Annotated in this window: 16 protein-coding genes; 13 read left to right on the top strand and 3 right to left on the bottom strand. The window is 45.0% G+C overall.

The annotated features are described in order from the left end of the window. Positions 1 to 202 precede the first annotated feature (202 nt). Complete coding sequence (locus AB9H30_RS13345) at positions 203 to 2431, top strand: NADP-dependent isocitrate dehydrogenase (RefSeq protein WP_371195191.1); 2229 nt, start codon at positions 203 to 205, stop codon at positions 2429 to 2431. Positions 2432 to 2553: 122 nt separating this feature from the next. On the opposite strand, the gene AB9H30_RS13340 is transcribed toward AB9H30_RS13345, so the two are convergent. Next, a complete protein-coding gene (locus tag AB9H30_RS13340; RefSeq protein WP_371195190.1) occupies positions 2554 to 2841 on the bottom strand; it encodes a hypothetical protein in 288 nt (95 codons plus the stop codon). Positions 2842 to 3101: 260 nt separating this feature from the next. Between AB9H30_RS13340 and AB9H30_RS13335 the strand changes: the two genes are divergently transcribed. From AB9H30_RS13335 to AB9H30_RS13305, 7 genes are all read left to right on the top strand, one after another. Further along, positions 3102 to 3641 (top strand): hypothetical protein, encoded by a 540-nt coding sequence (locus tag AB9H30_RS13335; RefSeq protein ID WP_371195189.1) that lies wholly within the window; start codon positions 3102 to 3104, stop codon positions 3639 to 3641. A gap of 27 nt (positions 3642 to 3668) precedes the next feature. Next, complete coding sequence (locus AB9H30_RS13330) at positions 3669 to 4190, top strand: hypothetical protein (RefSeq protein ID WP_371195188.1); 522 nt, start codon at positions 3669 to 3671, stop codon at positions 4188 to 4190. A 115-nt stretch (positions 4191 to 4305) separates the two neighbouring features. Further along, on the top strand, positions 4306 to 6687 hold the full coding sequence (locus AB9H30_RS13325; protein WP_371195187.1) for an SUMF1/EgtB/PvdO family nonheme iron enzyme: 2382 nt from the start codon (positions 4306 to 4308) through the stop codon (positions 6685 to 6687). After that, a complete protein-coding gene (locus AB9H30_RS13320) occupies positions 6671 to 8977 on the top strand; it encodes an FHA domain-containing protein (RefSeq protein ID WP_371195186.1) in 2307 nt (768 codons plus the stop codon). The genes AB9H30_RS13325 and AB9H30_RS13320 overlap by 17 nt, the downstream gene beginning before the upstream one ends. A gap of 56 nt (positions 8978 to 9033) precedes the next feature. Continuing rightward, positions 9034 to 10608 carry a hypothetical protein gene (locus AB9H30_RS13315; RefSeq protein ID WP_371195185.1) on the top strand — a complete coding sequence of 525 codons (1575 nt, stop codon included), beginning with the start codon at positions 9034 to 9036 and terminating at the stop codon, positions 10606 to 10608. Beyond that, complete coding sequence (locus tag AB9H30_RS13310) at positions 10605 to 11183, top strand: hypothetical protein (protein WP_371195184.1); 579 nt, start codon at positions 10605 to 10607, stop codon at positions 11181 to 11183. Before AB9H30_RS13315 ends, AB9H30_RS13310 begins: the two co-directional genes overlap by 4 nt. Before the next feature lie 3 nt (positions 11184 to 11186). After that, positions 11187 to 12491: a hypothetical protein gene (locus tag AB9H30_RS13305; protein ID WP_371195183.1), complete on the top strand. Its 1305-nt coding sequence runs from the start codon at positions 11187 to 11189 to the stop codon at positions 12489 to 12491. A gap of 64 nt (positions 12492 to 12555) precedes the next feature. Here AB9H30_RS13305 and AB9H30_RS13300 read toward each other — a convergent pair whose 3' ends face one another. Continuing rightward, on the bottom strand, positions 12556 to 15723 hold the full coding sequence (locus AB9H30_RS13300; protein WP_371195182.1) for an efflux RND transporter permease subunit: 3168 nt from the start codon (positions 15721 to 15723) through the stop codon (positions 12556 to 12558). Continuing rightward, the gene (locus AB9H30_RS13295) at positions 15720 to 16907 is read right to left on the bottom strand and encodes an efflux RND transporter periplasmic adaptor subunit (protein ID WP_371195181.1); all 1188 of its coding nucleotides are present in this window, start codon (positions 16905 to 16907) and stop codon (positions 15720 to 15722) included. The genes AB9H30_RS13300 and AB9H30_RS13295 overlap by 4 nt, the downstream gene beginning before the upstream one ends. A gap of 386 nt (positions 16908 to 17293) precedes the next feature. Here AB9H30_RS13295 and AB9H30_RS13290 point away from each other — a divergent pair, with 386 nt between their 5' ends. From AB9H30_RS13290 to AB9H30_RS13270, 5 genes are read left to right on the top strand one after another with little or no spacing between them, the layout of a single operon-like run. Beyond that, positions 17294 to 17842 carry a hypothetical protein gene (locus AB9H30_RS13290; RefSeq protein WP_371195180.1) on the top strand — a complete coding sequence of 183 codons (549 nt, stop codon included), beginning with the start codon at positions 17294 to 17296 and terminating at the stop codon, positions 17840 to 17842. A 45-nt stretch (positions 17843 to 17887) separates the two neighbouring features. Then, positions 17888 to 18760 carry a hypothetical protein gene (locus tag AB9H30_RS13285; protein ID WP_371195179.1) on the top strand — a complete coding sequence of 291 codons (873 nt, stop codon included), beginning with the start codon at positions 17888 to 17890 and terminating at the stop codon, positions 18758 to 18760. A gap of 27 nt (positions 18761 to 18787) precedes the next feature. Beyond that, positions 18788 to 19183, top strand: a complete 396-nt coding sequence (locus tag AB9H30_RS13280; protein WP_371195178.1) for a hypothetical protein — start codon at positions 18788 to 18790, stop codon at positions 19181 to 19183. Then, entirely contained in the window at positions 19183 to 19698 is a 516-nt protein-coding gene (locus AB9H30_RS13275; RefSeq protein WP_371195177.1) for a hypothetical protein, read from the top strand. The genes AB9H30_RS13280 and AB9H30_RS13275 overlap by 1 nt, the downstream gene beginning before the upstream one ends. 11 nt (positions 19699 to 19709) lie before the next feature. Then, positions 19710 to 20240 (top strand): hypothetical protein, encoded by a 531-nt coding sequence (locus tag AB9H30_RS13270; protein ID WP_371195176.1) that lies wholly within the window; start codon positions 19710 to 19712, stop codon positions 20238 to 20240. Positions 20241 to 20291 lie beyond the last annotated feature (51 nt).

Below are 20291 nucleotides of genomic sequence, written 5' to 3'. Positions count from 1 at the left end.
CGTGATAAAATAAATCTTAATATACGACTGATGCCTAAGCCCTAATTCCCACAAAGTTTGTTATAATCCGAAAATCAAATAGTAAATGTTTACGCTTACAATGACTTTAATACAGTAAATTAAAGCGAACAAAATCAATGTCTGTTGAATAGATCTCCCATAGCGTTTATTCTTCTGCCACTAACTAAAGGAATCCACATAAATGTCAGAAAAGAAACAAACGATTATTTATACCCATACCGACGAAGCACCATTACTTGCTACCGCATCATTGTTACCGATAGTCCGCAGATTTACTGCCGCTGCTGATATCAATGTAGAGCTAAGTGACATTTCAGTTGCCGCAAGAGTATTGGCTGAGTTTCCAGAGTTTTTGAAAGAAGAGCAACGTGTACCAGATAACCTAGCTGAGCTTGGTCGCCTGACGCAAGAGCCTAATACGAATATCATTAAGCTGCCAAATATCAGTGCTTCGGTACAGCAGCTAAAAGCCTGCATAAAAGAGTTACAGAGCAAAGGCTACGCGATCCCTAATTTTCCTGATGATCCTAAAACTGATGAAGAAAAAGAGATTCGTCAACGCTATGGCAAAAGCTTAGGCAGTTCGGTTAATCCGGTTTTGCGTGAAGGTAACTCTGATAGGCGCGCGCCCAAAGCGGTAAAGAACTTTGCTCGCAAACACCCGCATTCAATGGGTGAATGGAAGCAGTGGTCTCGTACCCATGTTTCGCACATGCACAAAGGTGATTTTTATGAAGGTGAGCAGTCAATTACCCTGAATAAAGCTTGCTCGGTGCGCATGGAGTTGCTAAAAGATGATGGCAGCATCAATGTCTTAAAGCCTGAAATCGCTTTACAAGAGCGCGAAGTTATTGATCTTATGTTCATGAGCAAAGATGCACTATGTGAGTTTTACGAGCAAGAGATGGAAGATTGCCGTGAGTCTGGTATTTTATTTTCCCTGCACGTTAAAGCCACAATGATGAAGGTATCTCACCCGATTGTGTTTGGTCATGCAGTTAAAATTTACTACAAAGAAGCGTTTAAAAAGCACGGCGCTTTGTTCGAAGAGCTAGGCATTAATGTTAATAACGGTATGGCGAGTCTTTACGAAAAAATCGCAGAGCTACCGGCTTCGCAGCGCGAAGAAATCGAACGCGATTTGCACGCTTGCCAAGAAAATCGTCCGCGTCTTGCGATGGTGGATTCCTCTAAAGGGATTACAAACTTCCATTCACCAAGCGATGTTATTGTCGATGCATCAATGCCGGCAATGATTCGTTCAGGCGGAAAGATGTGGGGTGCTGACGGCAAGCCTTACGATTGTAAAGCGGTAATGCCTGAGTCAACATTTGCTCGTATTTATCAAGAAATGATTAACTTTTGTAAGTGGCATGGTAATTTTGACCCAGCGACAATGGGAACTGTCCCTAACGTTGGTCTAATGGCACAAAAAGCCGAAGAATACGGCTCGCACGATAAAACATTTGAATCTCCAGCTGCCGGCATTGCGCGTATAGTAGATGTGAATAGCGGTGAAGTACTGCTTGAACAACGTGTCGAAAAAGGCGATATCTGGCGTATGTGTCAAACCAAAGACTTACCTATTCAAGACTGGGTAAAACTGGCAGTGCGCAGAGCGCGTGATTCTAAAACGCCCGTTGTATTTTGGTTAGACCCATACAGACCCCATGAAAACGAACTGATCAAAAAGGTCAGAATGTATCTTAAAGATCACGATACAAGTGGCCTTGATATACAAATTATGTCGCAAGTTCGTGCTATGCGTTACACCCTTGAGCGAGTTGCACGAGGTCTAGACACCATCTCCGCTACAGGCAACATTCTAAGAGATTACCTCACTGATTTGTTTCCGATTTTAGAGCTGGGTACCAGTGCCAAAATGCTTTCTGTTGTGCCGCTAATGAAAGGTGGTGGTTTGTTTGAAACTGGCGCGGGTGGTTCTGCTCCAAAACATGTGCAGCAACTACTCGAAGAAAACCACTTACGTTGGGACTCGTTAGGTGAGTTCTTGGCTTTAGCGGTATCTATCGAAGACTTAGGCCAGAAGCACAGTAACCCTAAAGCTAAGATCTTAGCCGATACATTAGACGCCGCGACAGGTCGCTTACTTGACAACGACAAATCACCTTCGCGCAAAGTTGGCGAAATAGATAACCGTGGAAGCCACTTCTACCTGAGTCTATATTGGGCTGAAGAATTAGCTAAGCAAACTGAAGACTCTGAGTTGTCGGCTCACTTTGCGCCACTGTTTAAACAATTGAGTGATAACGAGCAAGCAATTGTTAAAGAGCTAAGCGAAGTGCAGGGAAGGGCGGTAGATGTTGGTGGATATTATCTGCTTGATTCTGCAGCAACCGCAAAGGTGATGCGCCCAAGTACAACATTCAATACTATATTAGATGCTTAGCACTTTATAAAAAGATACAACGCAAAGCCCCAACACCAAATGGTTTTGGGGCTTTTTTATGACAGGAGTTTCTTGCTAGTGCGGTTGTCAGTTACATGGTTTATCGACGATTAGATTATTGGTTAACGCCTCACCATTTTCCAGACGTAGCCACCACCCTCTAGCTCAATGGTATTTTCGTTAACGATTTTGCCTGAGATATTCCGCCAATTGCCGTCTGTGAAAATTTGCTGTCCTACGAAATCACCATCTTTGTTGGAGGTGAAGCGCAACATTACCTGCCCGGGCGAGTAGTTGGGACTATTTGTCACAACGGCAATGCCTTCAGCACCTTCTATTTTGAAGCCATATTGATATTCCTCGCTAAACCAGTAACCATCTAAAAAGTTAACTTTTTGCGCAAAAGTCACGCTAGCGCCCAGGTTAAAAGTGCAGAGGATAAATACAACAAGGATATTTCGTAAGGTAGTCATAATCTTATTTGTTTGAAGAAGCACATTTTTTAAACAATATTATAGACTGATGATTCGTTCAATAAATATTAGAACTTTTGCGCGTCAGTGTCTTTTACGATCAGGTTATGCTCGATGTACCGACCTAGAATTTAAAAAAGCACGCAAATGGTTTCATACCCTCAGTTAGGCACTTATAACTGAAGGTGAAAAGCATTTTGAGCAAATTCCTAAATGCAACAGGCGATACCAATACCCAAGCAATGACTGAGGTCGCACTTGGCTTGTCTATGGCGTTTTTCTCTTTGCTGATCCTTGCCTTGCTATCGATTAGCGCAGGAAAGGACATGGATATCTATTCTGAAGTACCTGTGCACACCATGGCTAAGCAAGCTGATGCAAATAAGGCTCTTGAGTCAATATTAGCCCAGAGTCGCTTGTCATTGTCTCAAGCGGACAATCAACAAGATGAACAGGATACTAGTGTAGATAGTCAAAACGCAGCGAGTTTAGTAACCTTTATTTTTCACTACAAAGGCCAATATTACGATGCAAGTTTGCAGCCTCAGGCACTTCAAAACGTCAACCCAGATAAAGCCACTGTAGTCGCCGTTGTGCCTGACCTATCTTTTGCTGAGGTAATGCAAGTGCACAAAGATTTTCAAGATAAAGACATACAAATTACCGCTATGGATGACAACTGGCAAAAAGCATTTTCTGAACGTGTTGATAAGCTCGCTCTAGTAAGTGGCAGTTGATTGTAAAAATTAAAGCAGGCCATCACGATGAAAGCAATGACTCCATCAAAACAGCAACAGGGCAAACCTAAGGGTATAAACTCTCGCCTTAAAGAGACATTAAAATATCGAAGCTATGGTTTATTGTTGTGCATGTTACTTGTTTGCTTTGCTATGTTGTTTGCGCTCAATAAGCTTATTGAGTATTCCAATAAGCTTGCGCAAAGCAATCAAGTAGCACCAAACGCGATTGCATTTGAAGCAGAGCGCTTTATTACAAAGGCTGAGGCGCAAACTATTCAAGCTCGTTTATCTGAACTTAAAATGCACAACGCTTTGCGCTTCACCAAAGCCCAAACCATTTCATCAACGTGGCCACAGAATGAATCTACTCAAGCTGGGAATACTCAACAAAAAGAAACTCAGCAGAACAAGCTGATACATCCCGCTACAACGAGCGCTTTAGAGCCAATTCCTGCTCGGCTCAACGATGACATCGATCAAAAAATTGCCCAGTGGGAAACTCAATTTAACGCGAAAATAAACATTAGGGATTTGTCAGCAGGCTAGGCAAGTTATTTGCATATAGGTTTTGATGTGCGCAATACTGCGTCAAAGGCCTGACAGCACCGCTAAAAACGCTTTGTTGTTATATTGGTTAAATAAGCAAAGTAACTCGTATTTGATGACGACAAAAACCCCTCACATTCCGGGCTTTATTATTGATGCTGTGCTCAGCAGGCACGAGCATGCTGATGTGTTTCGAGTAAGCTCGAAAGATGTGGCGGAGCCGATGGCATTAAAACTTGCGAAAACGGCGCTAGGGGCAAAGTATGTTTTCAAAGAAATTTCGTACTTAACCAGGTTTGCGGGTACCGGGGGTATTGCGCAATGTATAGATTCTGGCGCAGTGAGTAATATGCCCTATTTGTGCATGCCGCTGTATGTTCAAACACTGCATCAACACTTACATAATATCGGCGGTCCGCTGCGGCCAAGCGATGCACTGCTCGTTTTTAAGCAAGTCACTGCTGCTGTCAGCAGTATGCACAAACAAGGTTTTTTGCACTGTGATTTACACCCTCAAAATATCATTCAAGATGCTGATTCACTTTGGCAGATTATTGATTTTGCGGCCGTACTCGATATCAAGCAAGAAGGCTTTTTAAGCGCTGATAGGGAGCGGTTGGGCACGGCGCTGTATACCAGCCCAGAGCAGCGTGAGGGGCTTATGCAGCTTACAGCTGCCAGCGATATATATGCCTTAAGCAGCATTGCTTGTGCAGCGTTAAGTGGCGAACTGCATCAAAATCTGTTGAGCGCAGAGCAATTAGAGGCCTTAGCGAACCCCACGTCACCTGAAATACAGCTTAGTGTTAATGCCCTTATTCATAGTGCCCATGAGCGATGGCTGAGCGCCGCGGTAATTGTGCAAAACCCGGCACTGGATTCAGTCTTACGAAAAGGTCTCGCAAACGAACCTAGCGCTCGCTATGCATCCGCAGTTCAATGGTATCAAGCATTAGAGCAGGCCTGTTTGGGTGCAGACGCTACCAGTCATGAAAGTGATGATGTTGACCTTGCAAATGCCACCATGCTGTTTACGCAAAATGCACAATTGAGTGAAGAAATCATCCAAATAAAACAATCCCTCATTGAGGTATTACTGCTCAAAGGTAAGGTGGATGATGCCGCAGCTGTCACACTTATCGAGCGCCATCAATTACGCGATAAGATTTCATCGCCAGAACTTGTATTGCAAGGCTTAGCTACTGAGGCTGAAGCATTCTTAAGAAGTGACAAACAAAATGCGGCATTCCTAAACTGGGCACAAAATTTACATGCTTATGCACTTACCTATGGCAATCGCCTAACGCGACAAACGGCAAAAAAGTTAGTGGAGCAGGGCCTGATGCAAGGGGCTGGAGACAAGGCCCGTCTGCAGAGCTGCTTATCCGAACATTTTAAGGTGCAGTCTTGGTTGGCCGCCAACAAGCTAAGCGCATTTGCTGTTGCCAGCATAGTAGCGCTACTGATATTTGTGTGGTATCCCGATAACCCACTTATTTATGAGCAAGCTGAATCTGCGCTGACCCAGCCAGCATCTCAGCCACAAACATCCAGCGTGGTCGATAGTGCTCAGCCTAGCAGGAATGAGGACCTTCAGAGCAAAGAAGTAATGGTCGCCACTGCGCAGCAAGAAAGCAGGCGGACTTATGTGCAGCCTAGTAAGAGTTTTGTGCAAGCCGATACTCGTTTAGCTGATTCATTAACCGAAGTTGTGCCGCAAACGAATCCCCAATTACAACTAGGAGTGCCGTCACTATCGCAGAAAAAAATAGATCGTTTAGATGCACAAGGCAATCTTGTATACACACTTAGCGACCCTAAAACCAATAATGTCTATGAACTTACTTTTAACTTGATTAATACCGCCACTCAAACACACAATCCTATTGCAAAAGAGCAAGGTATCAAGCCTGCTTCATTTTACGTTATGTCAGAAGAAGTAAGTCAAGGTATATGGCTTGCGTGCGTAAATGCAGGAAAATGCCGGCAGGCTAAAACCATTAGCACTAGCGCAGAGCGGCGCGCAATGCTAGGCAACGATCATCCGGTGGTGAATGTGAATTGGTATGACATCACAGAGGACTTTATTCCTTACCTTAATGATGCCTTAGATGCAGAGTTTGCGTTGCCAACAATGGCTCAGTGGTTAGCGTTTGCGTTTAGTGAAGAAGGAACGCCGCTGGGCGTAAAGAATATACATTGTCAAAATTGCCAAAGCACCCGTCGTCAGTTTGAAAATAGTACAATGCCCGTTAATGGTCTTGCTGCCGGTCCATTTGGCCTGCGACATGTTTATGGAAACGCACAAGAATGGTTGCAAGACTGCTGGCAAGACGTCAAACTTGGGCTGCAAAGATGCGATCAGGCACCGGCAGTTGGCGGTGCTTGGATGGACACTCAACAACACATAGAGCAACAGCCATTATCACGGCTGCTGAAAACAGCGCGCTCCATGACTACAGGATTTCGATTAGTTAAACGTGAAACAAGCGATTAGCACTTTTTTTAGTTTTCAAAAACGTAGCTTAAAGCTGATTTGGCTATGCGCGCTGTGTGTGATGGCGCCCAGTGCGCTGGCTAAAAATTGGCAAATTATGCTCATTCCAGATGGTCATAGCTCACCAGCTGTTCTTAGCAGTGAGAATATAAACGCTGTCATTCGTGATGGGATCAGCACCAAACTTATTCAAGAGCTTGATCAAATTGTGGCGAGCGACCGGGTATTTGCTAATTGCGATATTAATTTATGTGGTAAAAACAGCGTTCAAGAGGTGCTAACAGAAGTTGCTCAACAAGCCCCAGACGTTGAGTTAGTTTTATTTTACGGGCTATTCAAACATGCCAATGATACATCTTTGCGCGTCAGCTTAATTGACCCTCTGTCATTTCAAAATTATGAATCTTTTGAGTTAAAGGTATTGTCGGGTAATGATGGTAATGAGGTCAGGCAGCAAAGCGGCAATGGCGCCAGTGGTATTGACCAAGGACAACTAAAAAGCCTTGCAACGGATCTTGGTCAAGTCATTAGCCAACGCCTGCAGAGCGTAGTTCAGCGAAACGATTTTGCCCTGATATTGAAAGGCTTTACGCTTGACGAAGTCGCGCCATTTTCGACGTTTGTATTGACCGCTACTACCGGCACTAAGTTGACCCTCACCAAAAGCCAAAAGCAAAGTGGCCGGCTGTCCGCGTATTTTCCTGTTATGGAAACGCACTTTTCAGTATCGTCATCGCTGACGCAGTCACAATTTAACCAGCTATTGATCGCGTTTTTTGATGAGCGGAACATTGATATCGTTAATGAGTATCAGCGCCAAAGCAATGAGTTTGTGGTGTCGCGTTTAGGTAATCCTTATACGCCGTCGTTGATATCAAGTTTGCTGTTGTTTCTCGCCGCTGCATTGCTTTTGGTGTTGCTAGTTAAACGGCAAATGTTTCACTATAAATTAGAGAATTATGCGCAGCTTAAGTCAGTCGATAAATGGTTGGCGGTATATGAGCAGGCTCGTTCGCCTTGGTTTGCTTTACAAAAGAAGTGGGGAAATCAATACAGCTACTGGCAGAGGTTACAGCGCGAATCAAATGAGCTTGAAAAACAGGCGAAGCTGTTTTTTGAAGCAGGCGATGTGACCACCGCCAAATTGTTTATTAGTAAGGCTCTTAACTTAAATAGCGACGCAGCGCTTGCCAAAAGCTTAATTGATAAAATTGCCACACAGGAATCCAGCCAAAAAGCCTTCAGTGAAAAAGAGCAATGGGTGCGCAATAAAGTCGCAAAAGCTATGAATAATTATCGCAACAACCAGCCTATTAAAGCTTTACGTCAAGCATATCAAGCACTGCATGAAAGCGCATTGGAGAAAAAACTCAAACGCCAACATAAAGCCATTAAGCGCTTGGTGCAAAAGATTAACGTTGATTTTGTGCAAACCCATCATTATCTAGAGCTCACTGATTTAAACACTAGCGATACCTGTGTCATCAGCTCACTGAGTCAGCTGGAGCTAGGTCGATACCAAGGTGCTGAGGCACCCATGCCAAGCACGCATATAATTAATGCTGGCATTCGCTTTTATATCAATCATAAAGCACTCTCGAGAGTAGGAAAACAGTGTAAAGTGCTCATGCGAGGTGATGGCTTTTTTCTAGAAGATTCTGGTAGTACCAACGGTACTTTTTTAAAAGGCAGCAAAGCCAAGACAGACTATTTAGATGGCAAGCAACTTATTAAACATACGGAGACTGCGCTCACTAATGGCGATACTATTTACCTAGGTGCAAACTCAGAATTAAGTGCAGTGAAGCTAGAGGTGGCTATTGATAAGAGCAGCAGCCTGTTACAAATCAATATTAGCAAGCAGTTACAGCACACCCTGGATATGGCTGAGTTAGCGAGAGCATGGCCTGACTATATGCAAACTATGCGCGCTTCGTTGGTGTTATGCCAAGCCGATTTTGTGCTGGCCCTAGACCTAAAAACCGATAAGCTTCGTATTTTGAGCTTAGATGACTTGCAACAGAAGAAAAAACATGTGGGCTTGGCGCGGATATGGCTGGGTCAAACCGCTAGTTTAGCCCCTTTAGTGAATGAAACTACAACAGACGAAGAAGCACTATGGTGCAACGACGAAAGGCTTTATGGCATTGTTCCGTTGGTATTGCCATGCGAGCTTAAATACAAACAGCAGCATGTATTAATTGACGAATATTTACAAGACGGTCCGCGGCGGCGTCGCAACAACGCTGACACTTTTCAACTTCAATCTCGAGATGCTGAGGATGCCTAAGCTGCGCATTAACGTTATTGGGGTATCATGCCGCATCTCCTTAGGCGCCGTGCATCATGGACGTTAGTAGAGAGAGTGCTGTTTTTGCGGTAGATGTCAGCGATACCCTAAAAGCCGACTTTGCCTTACTAAGAGAAACGCCTTTTTATCATGCACTAGGTCAGCATCAACAAAAATTCACAGACAAGAGTGTGGACAAATTCGCCCGGCACATTGTTTGTCGCAATTATGCCAGCCTGTGTTTTGAACTAAGCCATCTATGTTGGGCCATCATTAACACTGGCAGTGCTAAATCAATATTCGAATATTTTTATATTGAAGAGGCGATAACAGCGAAAAGTATGCGCCGTTATTTTGAGCTACTTGGCGAAGATGCCTGTCATCTGAGCAAAGCCTCAATAACGATGCAGGCAAGCCCTGATGAGGATCCGCACAACACCAATTTAGTGATTCAGATACACCAGCATGCATTTACTATTCATCCGAGCCGCGCCAATTTATTGGGCGTTTGTATGGAGTGGTTAGTGACAATCCTGCCGAATGTCTTTGAGCGATTATTTGACGAGCTAAACGGTAATGGTTTTAACGCTATTCAAAATATGGCGTCGATTCTGCAAAAAAATATTTATGATTATTTAGCCGATCATTTACCGGCGGCAAAGGCGCAGCAAAAGTTTCATTTTTTAAGCAAGTGGCTAGTCGAGCATAATGTCCCACATTTTTCAGATCAGCACATGTTGCAAATATGGCAGTCGATGGGCAAACGCGACGGGGCAGAGCGTTTTACTACGGTGGTTAAGGATGTTTTTCAATTTCAGGAGGCCATCGCCAAAGCAGAGCATGGACAGGCGATAAGCTTTTCTGAAGATTTCGATCAGCTCTACGCTAATGAGCATGTGTTTGAATCAGTAGAAACCTTTTTTGCAGAACAGATTGACCTACACGCGCTTTACGATACCCCCAAGCTTATTAGCAAACAGCAGGCTGAGCGTTTGCAACTGATTGGTGAATACCCGACTCAGAGCGTTATCTTTCCCCTCACAGTTTTACGCTATAACGTGCTTGGTTCGCTGCAGGCAAAAGCGATTCAAGCGCAGCGAAACAAAAGCCTATACAAAGATAAGCTCGAACTACCAGAGGACAATCAATATGCAGATCAGATCCAAAAGTTTAGTGGGCAGATTGCCTTAAACGAAATTACCTTTTACGCAGTGCTGCATGTCTTATTGCAAAAACAGCCGGAGCAAGCACTGAGCCTATTAGCGGCGAATCAGCGCGCGATGAACCAGTTTGTTGATGAACTCAGGCACTCAGGAGCGTTCATCTCAATAGCTGAGAATACTGATAGCAATAGCGTCAGTCAGATATTATTGCAGCATCCGCCCTTATTAAGGGCCTGCAAAGCTGCTTATCAGCAAAACAATCGACAGGGCTTTACCCCGCAGTCACTCATTGAAAATACACAAATATATACCGATAGAACCTTGGCGCTGCTGCAGTTATCCGATATTCTTCGGCGTCTATTCGCAAATAATTCGGGTGTGCTTAGTATAAATGAAGCATTATTTGAAAAATATCGGTCTGATGGTTTCATATTCTCTAGAGAGTTATTAGAGAGGATGTTGCCATGAGTGCACAAAAAGCCCCAGTAGATGAACAAGTTTTTATTGCGCTACAGGCTTACGAACAACTGAAGCGTGATGCTTTGCGCGCTAATAGTATATCGAGCGACGGGCCTGCTAAATTTCAGCGGTTGAGCTTCAATGATATTGTTAATTGTGTCAAAGCACCAAGTACATCGACTGCCAAAGATGCCTTAATTTTGATAAACAAAAGCATTGACTACCGCCGCAAATATAGATTTGTCTTGATGCAAATATCAATGTTACAGAGCCCTAAGCAAATTGCCGCTAGCACCGAACCGGCATTGTTAAAGAGAGCTAACGAGCAATTTACCTTGCAGGTATCTCTGCATAAAAACGCCATTGAACAAAATGAAGCGACGGTTAACATGCGCATGCTACAAACAGACTTAGAAAGCACTGGTATTGGTGTTGCGTTTTTACATTGCGAGACTGAACAGCGTATTGAAGTGTTGGAACTGCATGCCACAGGTCAGGGAGACTTTGCGACAACGCTGGATGCGCAAGAATCTCGCATATCAGCGCTTACTCATGTTAATTCGCATATCTATGTGACCTTTTAAGCCATGTCAGATGCTGTCCATGTTTTTGTTGCCACCACCGCAGGCTTAGTTGCAATAAGAGGGATTCAGCATCGTAATGGAGGCTCATTAGCATCGTTTGTGACGATTGCCGGTGGCTCGAGAGTGGCTGGCATGACGCCGCAATATCGGCAATTTGTGAATCGGGATACCAGCCCGTTGCCCGGATATTTTGAACACGACAGTTATCATATGGTAATTGATAGAGATATTGATCAAGGTGAAAGCTGGCAGTTAGCTTGCGCCATTGCGCATTTATTATATGCCAATAGTAAGCTCGGTAGCGGTCAGGTAGAAGCCGGTGATACCGTGATCATTGCTACTGGAGAAGTAGAAACCGGAAGCGCCAATGTGCGGCTGATAAGTCATTTGGCACAAAAGTGTATGAGTGCCCAAAAACACATCTTAAGATGGCAAGCTAAGCATTGCCAGCTTAGTTTTATAGTGCCTGAAGAAAACTATAAACAGCCCTTGCCTGATATTCCTTTTGCGCTTAGCCCAGTGTCATCTATCAGTGAAGTAGAAGAGCGCCTAGTGCAGCAAGGTTTAATTGGGCAAAACGTGATCATAGATGCGGTCGTGCAAAATAATAATACGGCAATGATGCAAGGGGCGCTTATGTTAAAGGGCGCCTTACAGCAATTTGGACAGCGTATTCCCAATATCTCTCGCTTGCCAAAACCAGCCCTGAGAGCTGCACCCTTTTATCATTGGGTAAAAAATCGAAACGTCATGGGTGGCGCAATTGGCTTAATTGCGTTATTTATAGTGATGTGGTTTGCGTTCAGCCTCGTAAATAGTTGGTTACAAAGCCCGGCTATCGTCTACGACTATGAAGTAAAAACCTTTGATAGCTGCAATGCTAGAGAAACACAGCAGCGCCTCTTGCCCGATGCTTCAGTAAGCAAGCTTGAGCCTCTTGCGCTAACTGAAGTCTGTTCGATGCAGGTCAGTTTTGAATATTTTGAAGTGCCGCCACAAACCCTGTGGTTAGTGTCAGATTCGTATGCGCGCATGACATTGCCGTTAAAAGACGATAGCCAAGAGGATTATCGAACTTGGCCTATTCCCATTCCGAGCTGGCAAGAAGAAAGCCGTGAGTATATTTTAATGGTCTTTGAAAATACTCCTGACGCCAGCGATGAAGACAGCCTCGATGCATTTTTGCTGCAGCTATATAGTAAGCAAGATCCTGACAACCCACAGCCTTTAAACCTTGGCTCACTGCAGGAGTGGGCGAGTAAACAGAGCCTATCAGTTAGGTTTATCTCACAAAAGCTCGAAAAGTAAAATTTAACGGTGCAATTTATTTGCCGTTAAGTGCGTATTTAGTCTTTGAGTTTCTCTAACAGCGTTAGCTTGCGATACCTAATTTAACTCTGATAGCACTTGGCATGCTGCGTAAATCTTCTCTTATAATCACAAGTGCCGGTATTAAGAACAAAATAATCACGCTGGCAAATACAATGCCTGTTGCCAAGCTCACGGCCATTGGAATTAAAAACTGCGCCTGTGTGCTCTTTTCAAACAGCATTGGCGTTAAGCCCAATGCGGTGGTAGCCGTTGTTAAAAAGATGGCTCTAAAGCGCAGCCTTGCTGCTTCGACAATTGCCTTGCTATGCTCTAAACCTTCGGTCACAAGCTTGTTATATCTGTCTAGCAGCACGAGTGAATCATTTACCACCACGCCACTTAAAGCCACAATGCCAAAAATAGAAATAAATGACAAATTGTACCCTAGCATAAAGTGGCCAACCATCGCGCCAGCTGCTCCAAACGGGACACCTGCCAATATAATTAAAGGTTGAGAATAGCTCTTTAACTGTGACGCTATCATGGCAAAAATAATCAGTATGGCGACCAGTGTTAGCCTGCCCAATGACGACAAGTCATTTGACTGTTCGCGCCCAGCACCTGCTTGGCGTATTTGTAAACCTGGGAACTGCGCTCTTAGCTCGGGCACGGTATTTTCTAAAATAGCGGTGTTTGCCAAGGTTGGCGTGGTAATAGCTTCATCTACCTGAGCCGAAACCGAGACTATCTGCAGACCATCGATACGATTTATCGCCGACAAGCTGCGCGACTCGGTAACGCGAGCAACACTTGAAAGTGGCGCTTCGCTGCCATCATCAAGGCGTATACGCGCGTCAAACAAGTTGGTGGTAGAGCTGCGTTCGCTTTTTGGGTAACGCACCATAACCTTTAGTTCTTCGCGGCCCCGCTGAATGCGCTGCACTTCTTCACCAAAAAAGTTGCGGCGCAGCTGCCGCGCAATATCGGCAGGAGTTAACCCTGCGGCTTCGCCAGTGGGGGTCAATTCTATGTCGAGCTGTCGTTTTCCAATGCTGTTAGAGTCTTGTATTTCAAACACACCGTCGATTAATCCATAGCTAGTTCGCAAGGCGTTAACGGCCTGCTCAAGTATCTCGCTGTTTTGATGTGCTAGTTCAAACTCAAGGTCCGCTTGGCCACCAAAAAAGTCAGACATATAAGATAAGCGTTCTACCCCTGGAATTTCCCCTACCTCATCTCGCCATAGTCTTTCTAGTTCTTTTGCTGATTGGGTCCTTGGGGGCTCTGGACCTAAAGTAATTTGTATTGAAGCAACATGGCTCGCGATACTCATGCTGCTGCCGCCGCCAGGTCCACCGCCTGAGCGTGTTTGTCCGCCAATGGTGACATTGATTGATTCAAAGGCTATGCCGTCAAGGCGAGCGTTTACAACATTTGCGGCATCAATCATTCTATTTGCCGCTGCTTGCGTAGACTCAAACGGCGTACCGATAGGGAATTCAACGGTCGCGCGAATAGAGTTGGCCTCTAGTGCAGGAAAGAATACGAATCTTACGGCGCCGGTGGCCACTAAAGCGCCAGCTAAAAAGAGTAAGCCTATACCGCCTACAACTGTGATGTAGCGAAAGCGCACCGCGCGGGCTACCGCTGGCGCTAAAATATTTGTGCGAAAGGCATCAATTTTTACTGCGACTGCATCTTGCATTTTATCAAGCGGCCATCTACTCCATTTCTCGCCGCTAGCAAGGTGCGACGGCAGTATTAAAAATACTTCAACAAGTGACATGGTGAGGACTAAAATAACAACTATTGGCACAACGCCTAAAATTTGGCCAAACGTGCCGGTGGCAAATAAAAGCGGTGCAAAAGCGGCCATTGTGGTTAACACCCCCACCATCACCGGACCAAATACGTTTTTCACCCCATCCATGGCGGCAGTTAGTCCGGTTTTACCGTTCTCTTGTTCGCTAATAATGCTCTCACCTACCACCACTGCATCGTCCACTACTATTCCCAGCACGATAATAAGGGCAAATAGCGATATCATATTAATGTTTACGTCAAAGGCATCAAAGAACAAAAATGCGCCAAAAAAGGATATGGGCACACCCATTGCCACCCATAAGGCCAAACGCAGATCGAGCATCACAACTAAGAATAAAAATACTAAGGCAAACCCCAGTAAGCCATTGCGCAGCAATAGACCCACGCGCTCTTCCAAGGTCTCAGTTTGGTCATTCCAAACCGACACATCTATGCCAAATGGCGGAGTATAGCTCTCTAAAAAGGTTTTAATTTCAGCGGCAATAGCCAACACGTCTTCGGCTTCCGATTTTTGAACGTTTACCAAAACGCTGTCTTGACCGTTAAACTGGCTAATAAGATCCACATCAACAAACCCGTCGCGCACTGTCGCCACATCAGCTAAGCGCAGCACGCTACCGTCGGGTTCGGCGCGCAGTACAATATCTTCAAAAGCATCGCCAGAGCTGCGCTTCGTGTTGGTGCGAAGGAGAATGTCACCGCCCTGAGTTTGCAGTTGTCCCGACGACAAGTTAATTGATGATCTGCGAATAGTATCGGCAACCTCGGTCATGGTGAGGTCGTATTGGCGAAGCGTGTCTTCGCTTATTTCAATTGCTATTTCGTAGTCTTTTGCACCAATTAACGAGACCAGCGATACGCCCGGTAACGCCAATAATTCTTGCTCAACTAATTCTGCACCACGTCTTAACTGACGTTCGCCCAACTGTGAACTAACGACAATTGTTAGCACGTCAGACAGCGTGTCGGCGCGGACTATTTTAGGCTCTTCAGCGTCTTGCGGAGGGAAGTCGATAAGTTGCTGCACAGCCGCTTCTGCGTCGTCGCGTACTTTGTCTGGGTCGACAAAATCTTTTAATTCAAGCGTGACTGAGCCGAGGTTTTCAGATGCACGAGATATGACTCTGTCTACGCCGTCTATGCCAAATACCGCTTCTTCTACTCTGCGAGTAATACCTTCTTCGACCTCTGTTGGGGTAGCGCCGGGATAGGCAACGGTGATGCTCACGGTGCCATTGTCGATAGTAGGGAACACTTGTGCGGTCAAGCCTAATACAGACAGCAAGCCGCCGACTAATAATATGACCATCAGCAGGTTAGCTGCTACTGGGTTTTGTGCAAAGTAGGCAATGAGTCCTTGGTGTTTATTTACACTGGGGTTTTGCTCACCACTTAGGCCAATCATTGTGCCGTCTCACTTGCTAGGATAAGGACATTGGTGCGTGACGATGGCGAAACCTCAGCGTTAGTTTGTGGGAGTCTGATAGCCATGCCTTCGCGCGCACCCGGCACTGAGCCGATCACAATACCGTCGGCGTAATCAAAGGCTTCGACAATATATTGGTCACCATTTCTTCCTATAACCTTGGCAGAAACACTGTGCAATGCACTATCCTTCGCTATCCACAGGGTTTGTCCTACTTGGATTGCACTATCGGGCAACATAAAGATATTGTTTATTGTTGAGCTGTTTAACAAAACGGTAACAAAGGTGCCTGGCTTGATTGGCTGGCGGGTGTCAAAATTAATAAATACTTGTGAAAATTGTGTGCGAGAATTTCGTTCAGCGGCAACTCTATCAATACGCCCTTCAAATGTTGCGCCGTCGGCGTTAATAGTTACTGCGCGGCCTTGTACGGGCATCAACTGCGCGAGTTCTTGGGGCGCTAGTGAAATAACAATTTCAACCGCGTCTAAGGCGTACGCGCGCCCAAAAGACTGCCCGGCGGTTAATATTTGACCTTCGTCAGCGCTACTTTCTACCACCGCTCCGGCAAATGGCAAAGAAAACGCGCTACGCTCCAAGTTTACCTGAGCGATGTCCCGTCTTGCTGTGGCAGCCTGCAATTGGGCTTTAGCTTGTGCTATTTGCGGTACCTTAGCAATAAGGGCCGGTACCTCTTTTCCTGGGTGCAGGCGTTTGTAGCTGTTAATATCAACAGATGCCTCGGCTTGACTTAACTCCAATGCTGCTTGCGCTGAGGTTACATCGGCCTGCACTTGGTTGAGTGCAAGCGCAAAGTCTGTTTTATCAAGCCTTACTAAGGTTTCACCTGCCGTAAACCGCCCACCATTTCGCAAAGCATTAGAGGTTGCAACCACGCGACCAGATACTTGCGAGGCTAAATCAACGTAGCTTCGCACGGTCACAGAGCCCGTAGATTTGATAGCAATCTCTCCTGAGCTAGCTATTGGTTTCATGACATCTACTAAGACCGCTTGGCTCATAGGTTGAGGTGAAGCGCTTCTAGCTGAATTTGTTTCGGGGCTTGGCTCTCTAGAATAGACAAACGCAATAACCATTAATAAAATGACACCTGTCACCTGAAGCAGGCCTGCTATCGGTTTTTTGCGTTTTGCTTGGGTCATGTTTGATTCTCTACGTTAATAATTATGCGCATTAAGTTGAACGTGTGTCGCTAGCGATATAATTGTGATTGAAATTGGCAAATATAGCTGTTTGCAAAGCTAGGTCACAATTGGCAAACATCTGCCCGCAGGCAAGGAAAGCAGTAACCCCGACATTTCGCAGGTTAGAGCAAGCCCAATCCCTATGCAATAGGCATTGGGTTTCTTAATGTTTTTTTAATGTTAAGCACAAAAATTAAAACTATAGCCAATCCGTAAAATGCAAATATTCAAAAACATATAAAAAGTTTACACACAGCATAAAAAAATCTGCTAATGGTTTCATAGCCTCCAATATCACGTAAACAAACGCCTGACTGAAAAGATACTGAGTAACAGGCGACGATATGATGGGGAAAGCTATGTTCATTGTGAAAAACGTCAAAAATTTAGTGTTATTGCTGAGTGCTTTGGTCATGACTGCCGGTTGCAGTATGACTACCGCACAAGCGCCTGCACAAGTCGAAGAGGCGATAGCAGAGGGACAAAGGCTCAGCAGTAAGTGCGTTACGCAGGTGTTTGAGCGCGAACATGCGGTTCGCACATCTATCAGTGCTGCGCAGTTTATGGCGCTTGCTAATCAAGCCAGTGCTTGTTTAGGCGACATTACTTTTTATCCTGCTCATCCCGACAATGAAACCGCAATGCGTCTTAATGCACTGGCGGTAGTCAACTATTTGAAAAGCGGCGATATTGCTCAGGCAAAAAGCTCGTTCACTCATTTCACTCGTCGTTTTGCCCAGCAAGATCTGGTATTTGCTGACTACACTTCATTTTTAGATACAGCGACGGCTTTACTGGAGCCTAACTTAAGCTCTAGACAACTGGCCATGCTTAACATCAACCCGACTTTGCGCAGCGAATTAAATCGCACGCGCGAGTGGTCTCTTAATTAGTTGCGTAAAAATAGTCGCGTAAAAATAGTCGGATAAGGAATGATAATGAAATTTACTAAAACGCTCACGCCACATTTACTTGCTTTAGCGGTTTTTTCTGCCTGCATGGGATCTTCCTCTGCACTGGCCAGTGATATTCAATGGCAGCCAGTATCTGCAGAATCTTTGATTGAGTTGCCCGCCAACCTTATCGAAAAGCGTATTCAGCAAGATTTTAATATGTCGCCCATGGCTACCCAATTGCTCTCATTAGAGCAGTCAATTGCTCAGCAAAGTTCACAAATAAAGGCTGTTCAAGAAATGGTAAGCAATGTCGAAAGCGATGAAATGATTGATGAAAAAGTCAGCTTAGTGCAGCTCAAGTCTGACTTTTTAGATGATATGCAAACAGGACATTTGCTGCGTCAAGATTCGCTCAATCAAAAAATCGATGTGTACCAAAACGTCTTAAAAAAAATGTATCAAGCATCTAATCGTCAGCAAAACGAGGGTAAATTTGTATTAAAACAGCAGCAAGAGGCCGCTCGATTACGTATGGAAAAAGTCATGGCGCAGGTCGACGAAACCATGTCGACACAGGGCTATACTGAACAAAGCCCTTATGCTGATGAGTTTGCTAAAAACCTCGCTAAAATTGAAAAGCTTAAAACCGCCATTAGTACCCACCAAGCCAGCATGGCGGCAACAGTGGATGGGATGGAAGTATCAAGTGAAGAGTATATTAGGCAACTGCTCATCCAAGCATCTTCAGAGCAGTCTCTGCTCGATCAGGAGGGCTTGATGCTTAGCTATATGTCAAAGCTAGTGGCTTTAGATGCCCAGGCGCTTGAGTATGCGATAAGCGACCAGCAAGACCAACAAAGTGCATTGGCTCAGCCGATGACTACGCCGGCCTCTTCAGTCGATCTATTTTTATAAGCGTTTAAAAAGCTAGGAGTAAATAATATGAAATCTCTTATGATGATATCCATTGGCACATTGTTGTTTGCCATAACCGCGCCCTCAATAGCCCAAGACAACATACTGTCCTTGAGTAATTTAGAGCGTGAACGAGCGGCGTTGATAAACGATATGCTCAATCCTAAATTTGATTTTGAAGAACGCCTAGTGCGCATAAACAAACGTCAACGTCAGCTTACCGACATGGAACGAATGGTCATTAGAGATGAACGCCTGCTAGCTTCAGAGCATCGAACAGTAAAGCAAGCCTTTGATAATTACGAACTAACCTTTTTAGTGCATGCGGGTGCAGAAGAGCAAAAAACCGCATCATCGCAATGGTTAGAAAAGGTGCAGTTTAGTTCAGCGTCTGTTATGCGCGCGTCGCCGAGCTACAGATAATGAACAGCTTAGCGCTGTCATCTAAAAGCATGCGCAACGGCGCGCAGTTAGCCTATTGGGCTGGCGGCTCACTTATTATCTTGCTGGCGCTACTAAGTTTTTTTACGCAAATGACACTTGCAGATTTACTTAGTCATATAGAGCGTCTGTTTGGTGTGACGTTTGTCGTGTGTTTTTCTGCTTTGGTTGCGGTAGCGCTATGGTCGGTTCATAAGATCTACCTTAGGCACAATACTGGCCTTTGGTCAGAAGTAGGCTTGCAGGCTGCCAATGGGATATCAACATTAGCGCTCACCTTTACCTTATTGGGAATTAGTCTCGGCATAGGCAGTTTAGCTAATCAGCCACTCACGCCAGATACCGTTCAGGCAATTATTGGTCAGCTTACCGCCCAGTTTTCAATGGCATTTATGACCACGGTGGTTGGACTGCCAACAGCGACTCTATTTAGAGCCATTATTAGTATTCAGTGCGTGAAGCAGCAGGCCCAAGCCGAACTGCAAGCACAGCAGTAGGAGCAAATTGTATGAAAACCCTATTTTTTATTATTAGCGCGGTCGGTTTAGTGTACTTAATGGTTTCGTCGATGGATCTAGAAAGCTTTTCATTTAGTCCAGAACAAACTGTCACGTCAGTCAATGCAATAAAAGAAGATCAAGCTGATCTTGCCACACAAGACATACGCAAAGTCATCGAAGATGTTAAGGCGCTCTCGGATGCACAACTCGTCTTGCAGCAGGAAATGAGTACTGTCAACACCCTTAACTCCGAACTCAAAGAGGCGTTTGCACTATTGGATAAAAAACTGTCGGGTTCGAATCAAGTAAAGCAAGGCGCATCGGTAAACAATAATCGGCTTACTACATCGTCGCCACTGAACGAACCAGCAGCAATGCTTGAAGCGGCCCCTGCGCTCAATGCGGCAATAAACAGTTCTGCAACAACAGTAGACACCGAACAGCAAAAACGCTTGCGTCAGCAGGCAGTATTGCGAGACCTCGCGCAAAAGCGTCAAATTGCTGCTATTGGTGCGCTGCAAACTGGCTCAAGCTACTAAGCATGTGAGTTGCGCTATTTGATATGAGTGATGAAACGCAGCTTTATACAC

This window comes from Glaciecola sp. SC05, from assembly GCF_041380235.1.
GTDB lineage: Bacteria > Pseudomonadota > Gammaproteobacteria > Enterobacterales > Alteromonadaceae > Glaciecola.
This window is presented reverse-complemented; position numbering and strand designations above follow the sequence as displayed.

Bases quoted from the DNA above. Each gene is read 5' to 3' on its own strand.
- AB9H30_RS13345 (WP_371195191.1), top strand. From the start codon at position 203: ATGTCAGAAAAGAAACAAACGATTATTTATACCCATACCGACGAAGCA.
- AB9H30_RS13330 (WP_371195188.1), top strand. From the start codon at position 3,669: ATGAAAGCAATGACTCCATCAAAACAGCAACAGGGCAAACCTAAGGGT.
- AB9H30_RS13325 (WP_371195187.1), top strand. From the start codon at position 4,306: ATGACGACAAAAACCCCTCACATTCCGGGCTTTATTATTGATGCTGTG.
- AB9H30_RS13315 (WP_371195185.1), top strand. From the start codon at position 9,034: ATGGACGTTAGTAGAGAGAGTGCTGTTTTTGCGGTAGATGTCAGCGAT.
- AB9H30_RS13310 (WP_371195184.1), top strand. From the start codon at position 10,605: ATGAGTGCACAAAAAGCCCCAGTAGATGAACAAGTTTTTATTGCGCTA.
- AB9H30_RS13305 (WP_371195183.1), top strand. From the start codon at position 11,187: ATGTCAGATGCTGTCCATGTTTTTGTTGCCACCACCGCAGGCTTAGTT.
- AB9H30_RS13300 (WP_371195182.1), bottom strand. From the start codon at position 15,723: ATGATTGGCCTAAGTGGTGAGCAAAACCCCAGTGTAAATAAACACCAA.
- AB9H30_RS13295 (WP_371195181.1), bottom strand. From the start codon at position 16,907: ATGACCCAAGCAAAACGCAAAAAACCGATAGCAGGCCTGCTTCAGGTG.
- AB9H30_RS13290 (WP_371195180.1), top strand. From the start codon at position 17,294: ATGATGGGGAAAGCTATGTTCATTGTGAAAAACGTCAAAAATTTAGTG.
- AB9H30_RS13285 (WP_371195179.1), top strand. From the start codon at position 17,888: ATGAAATTTACTAAAACGCTCACGCCACATTTACTTGCTTTAGCGGTT.
- AB9H30_RS13280 (WP_371195178.1), top strand. From the start codon at position 18,788: ATGAAATCTCTTATGATGATATCCATTGGCACATTGTTGTTTGCCATA.
- AB9H30_RS13275 (WP_371195177.1), top strand. From the start codon at position 19,183: ATGAACAGCTTAGCGCTGTCATCTAAAAGCATGCGCAACGGCGCGCAG.
- AB9H30_RS13270 (WP_371195176.1), top strand. From the start codon at position 19,710: ATGAAAACCCTATTTTTTATTATTAGCGCGGTCGGTTTAGTGTACTTA.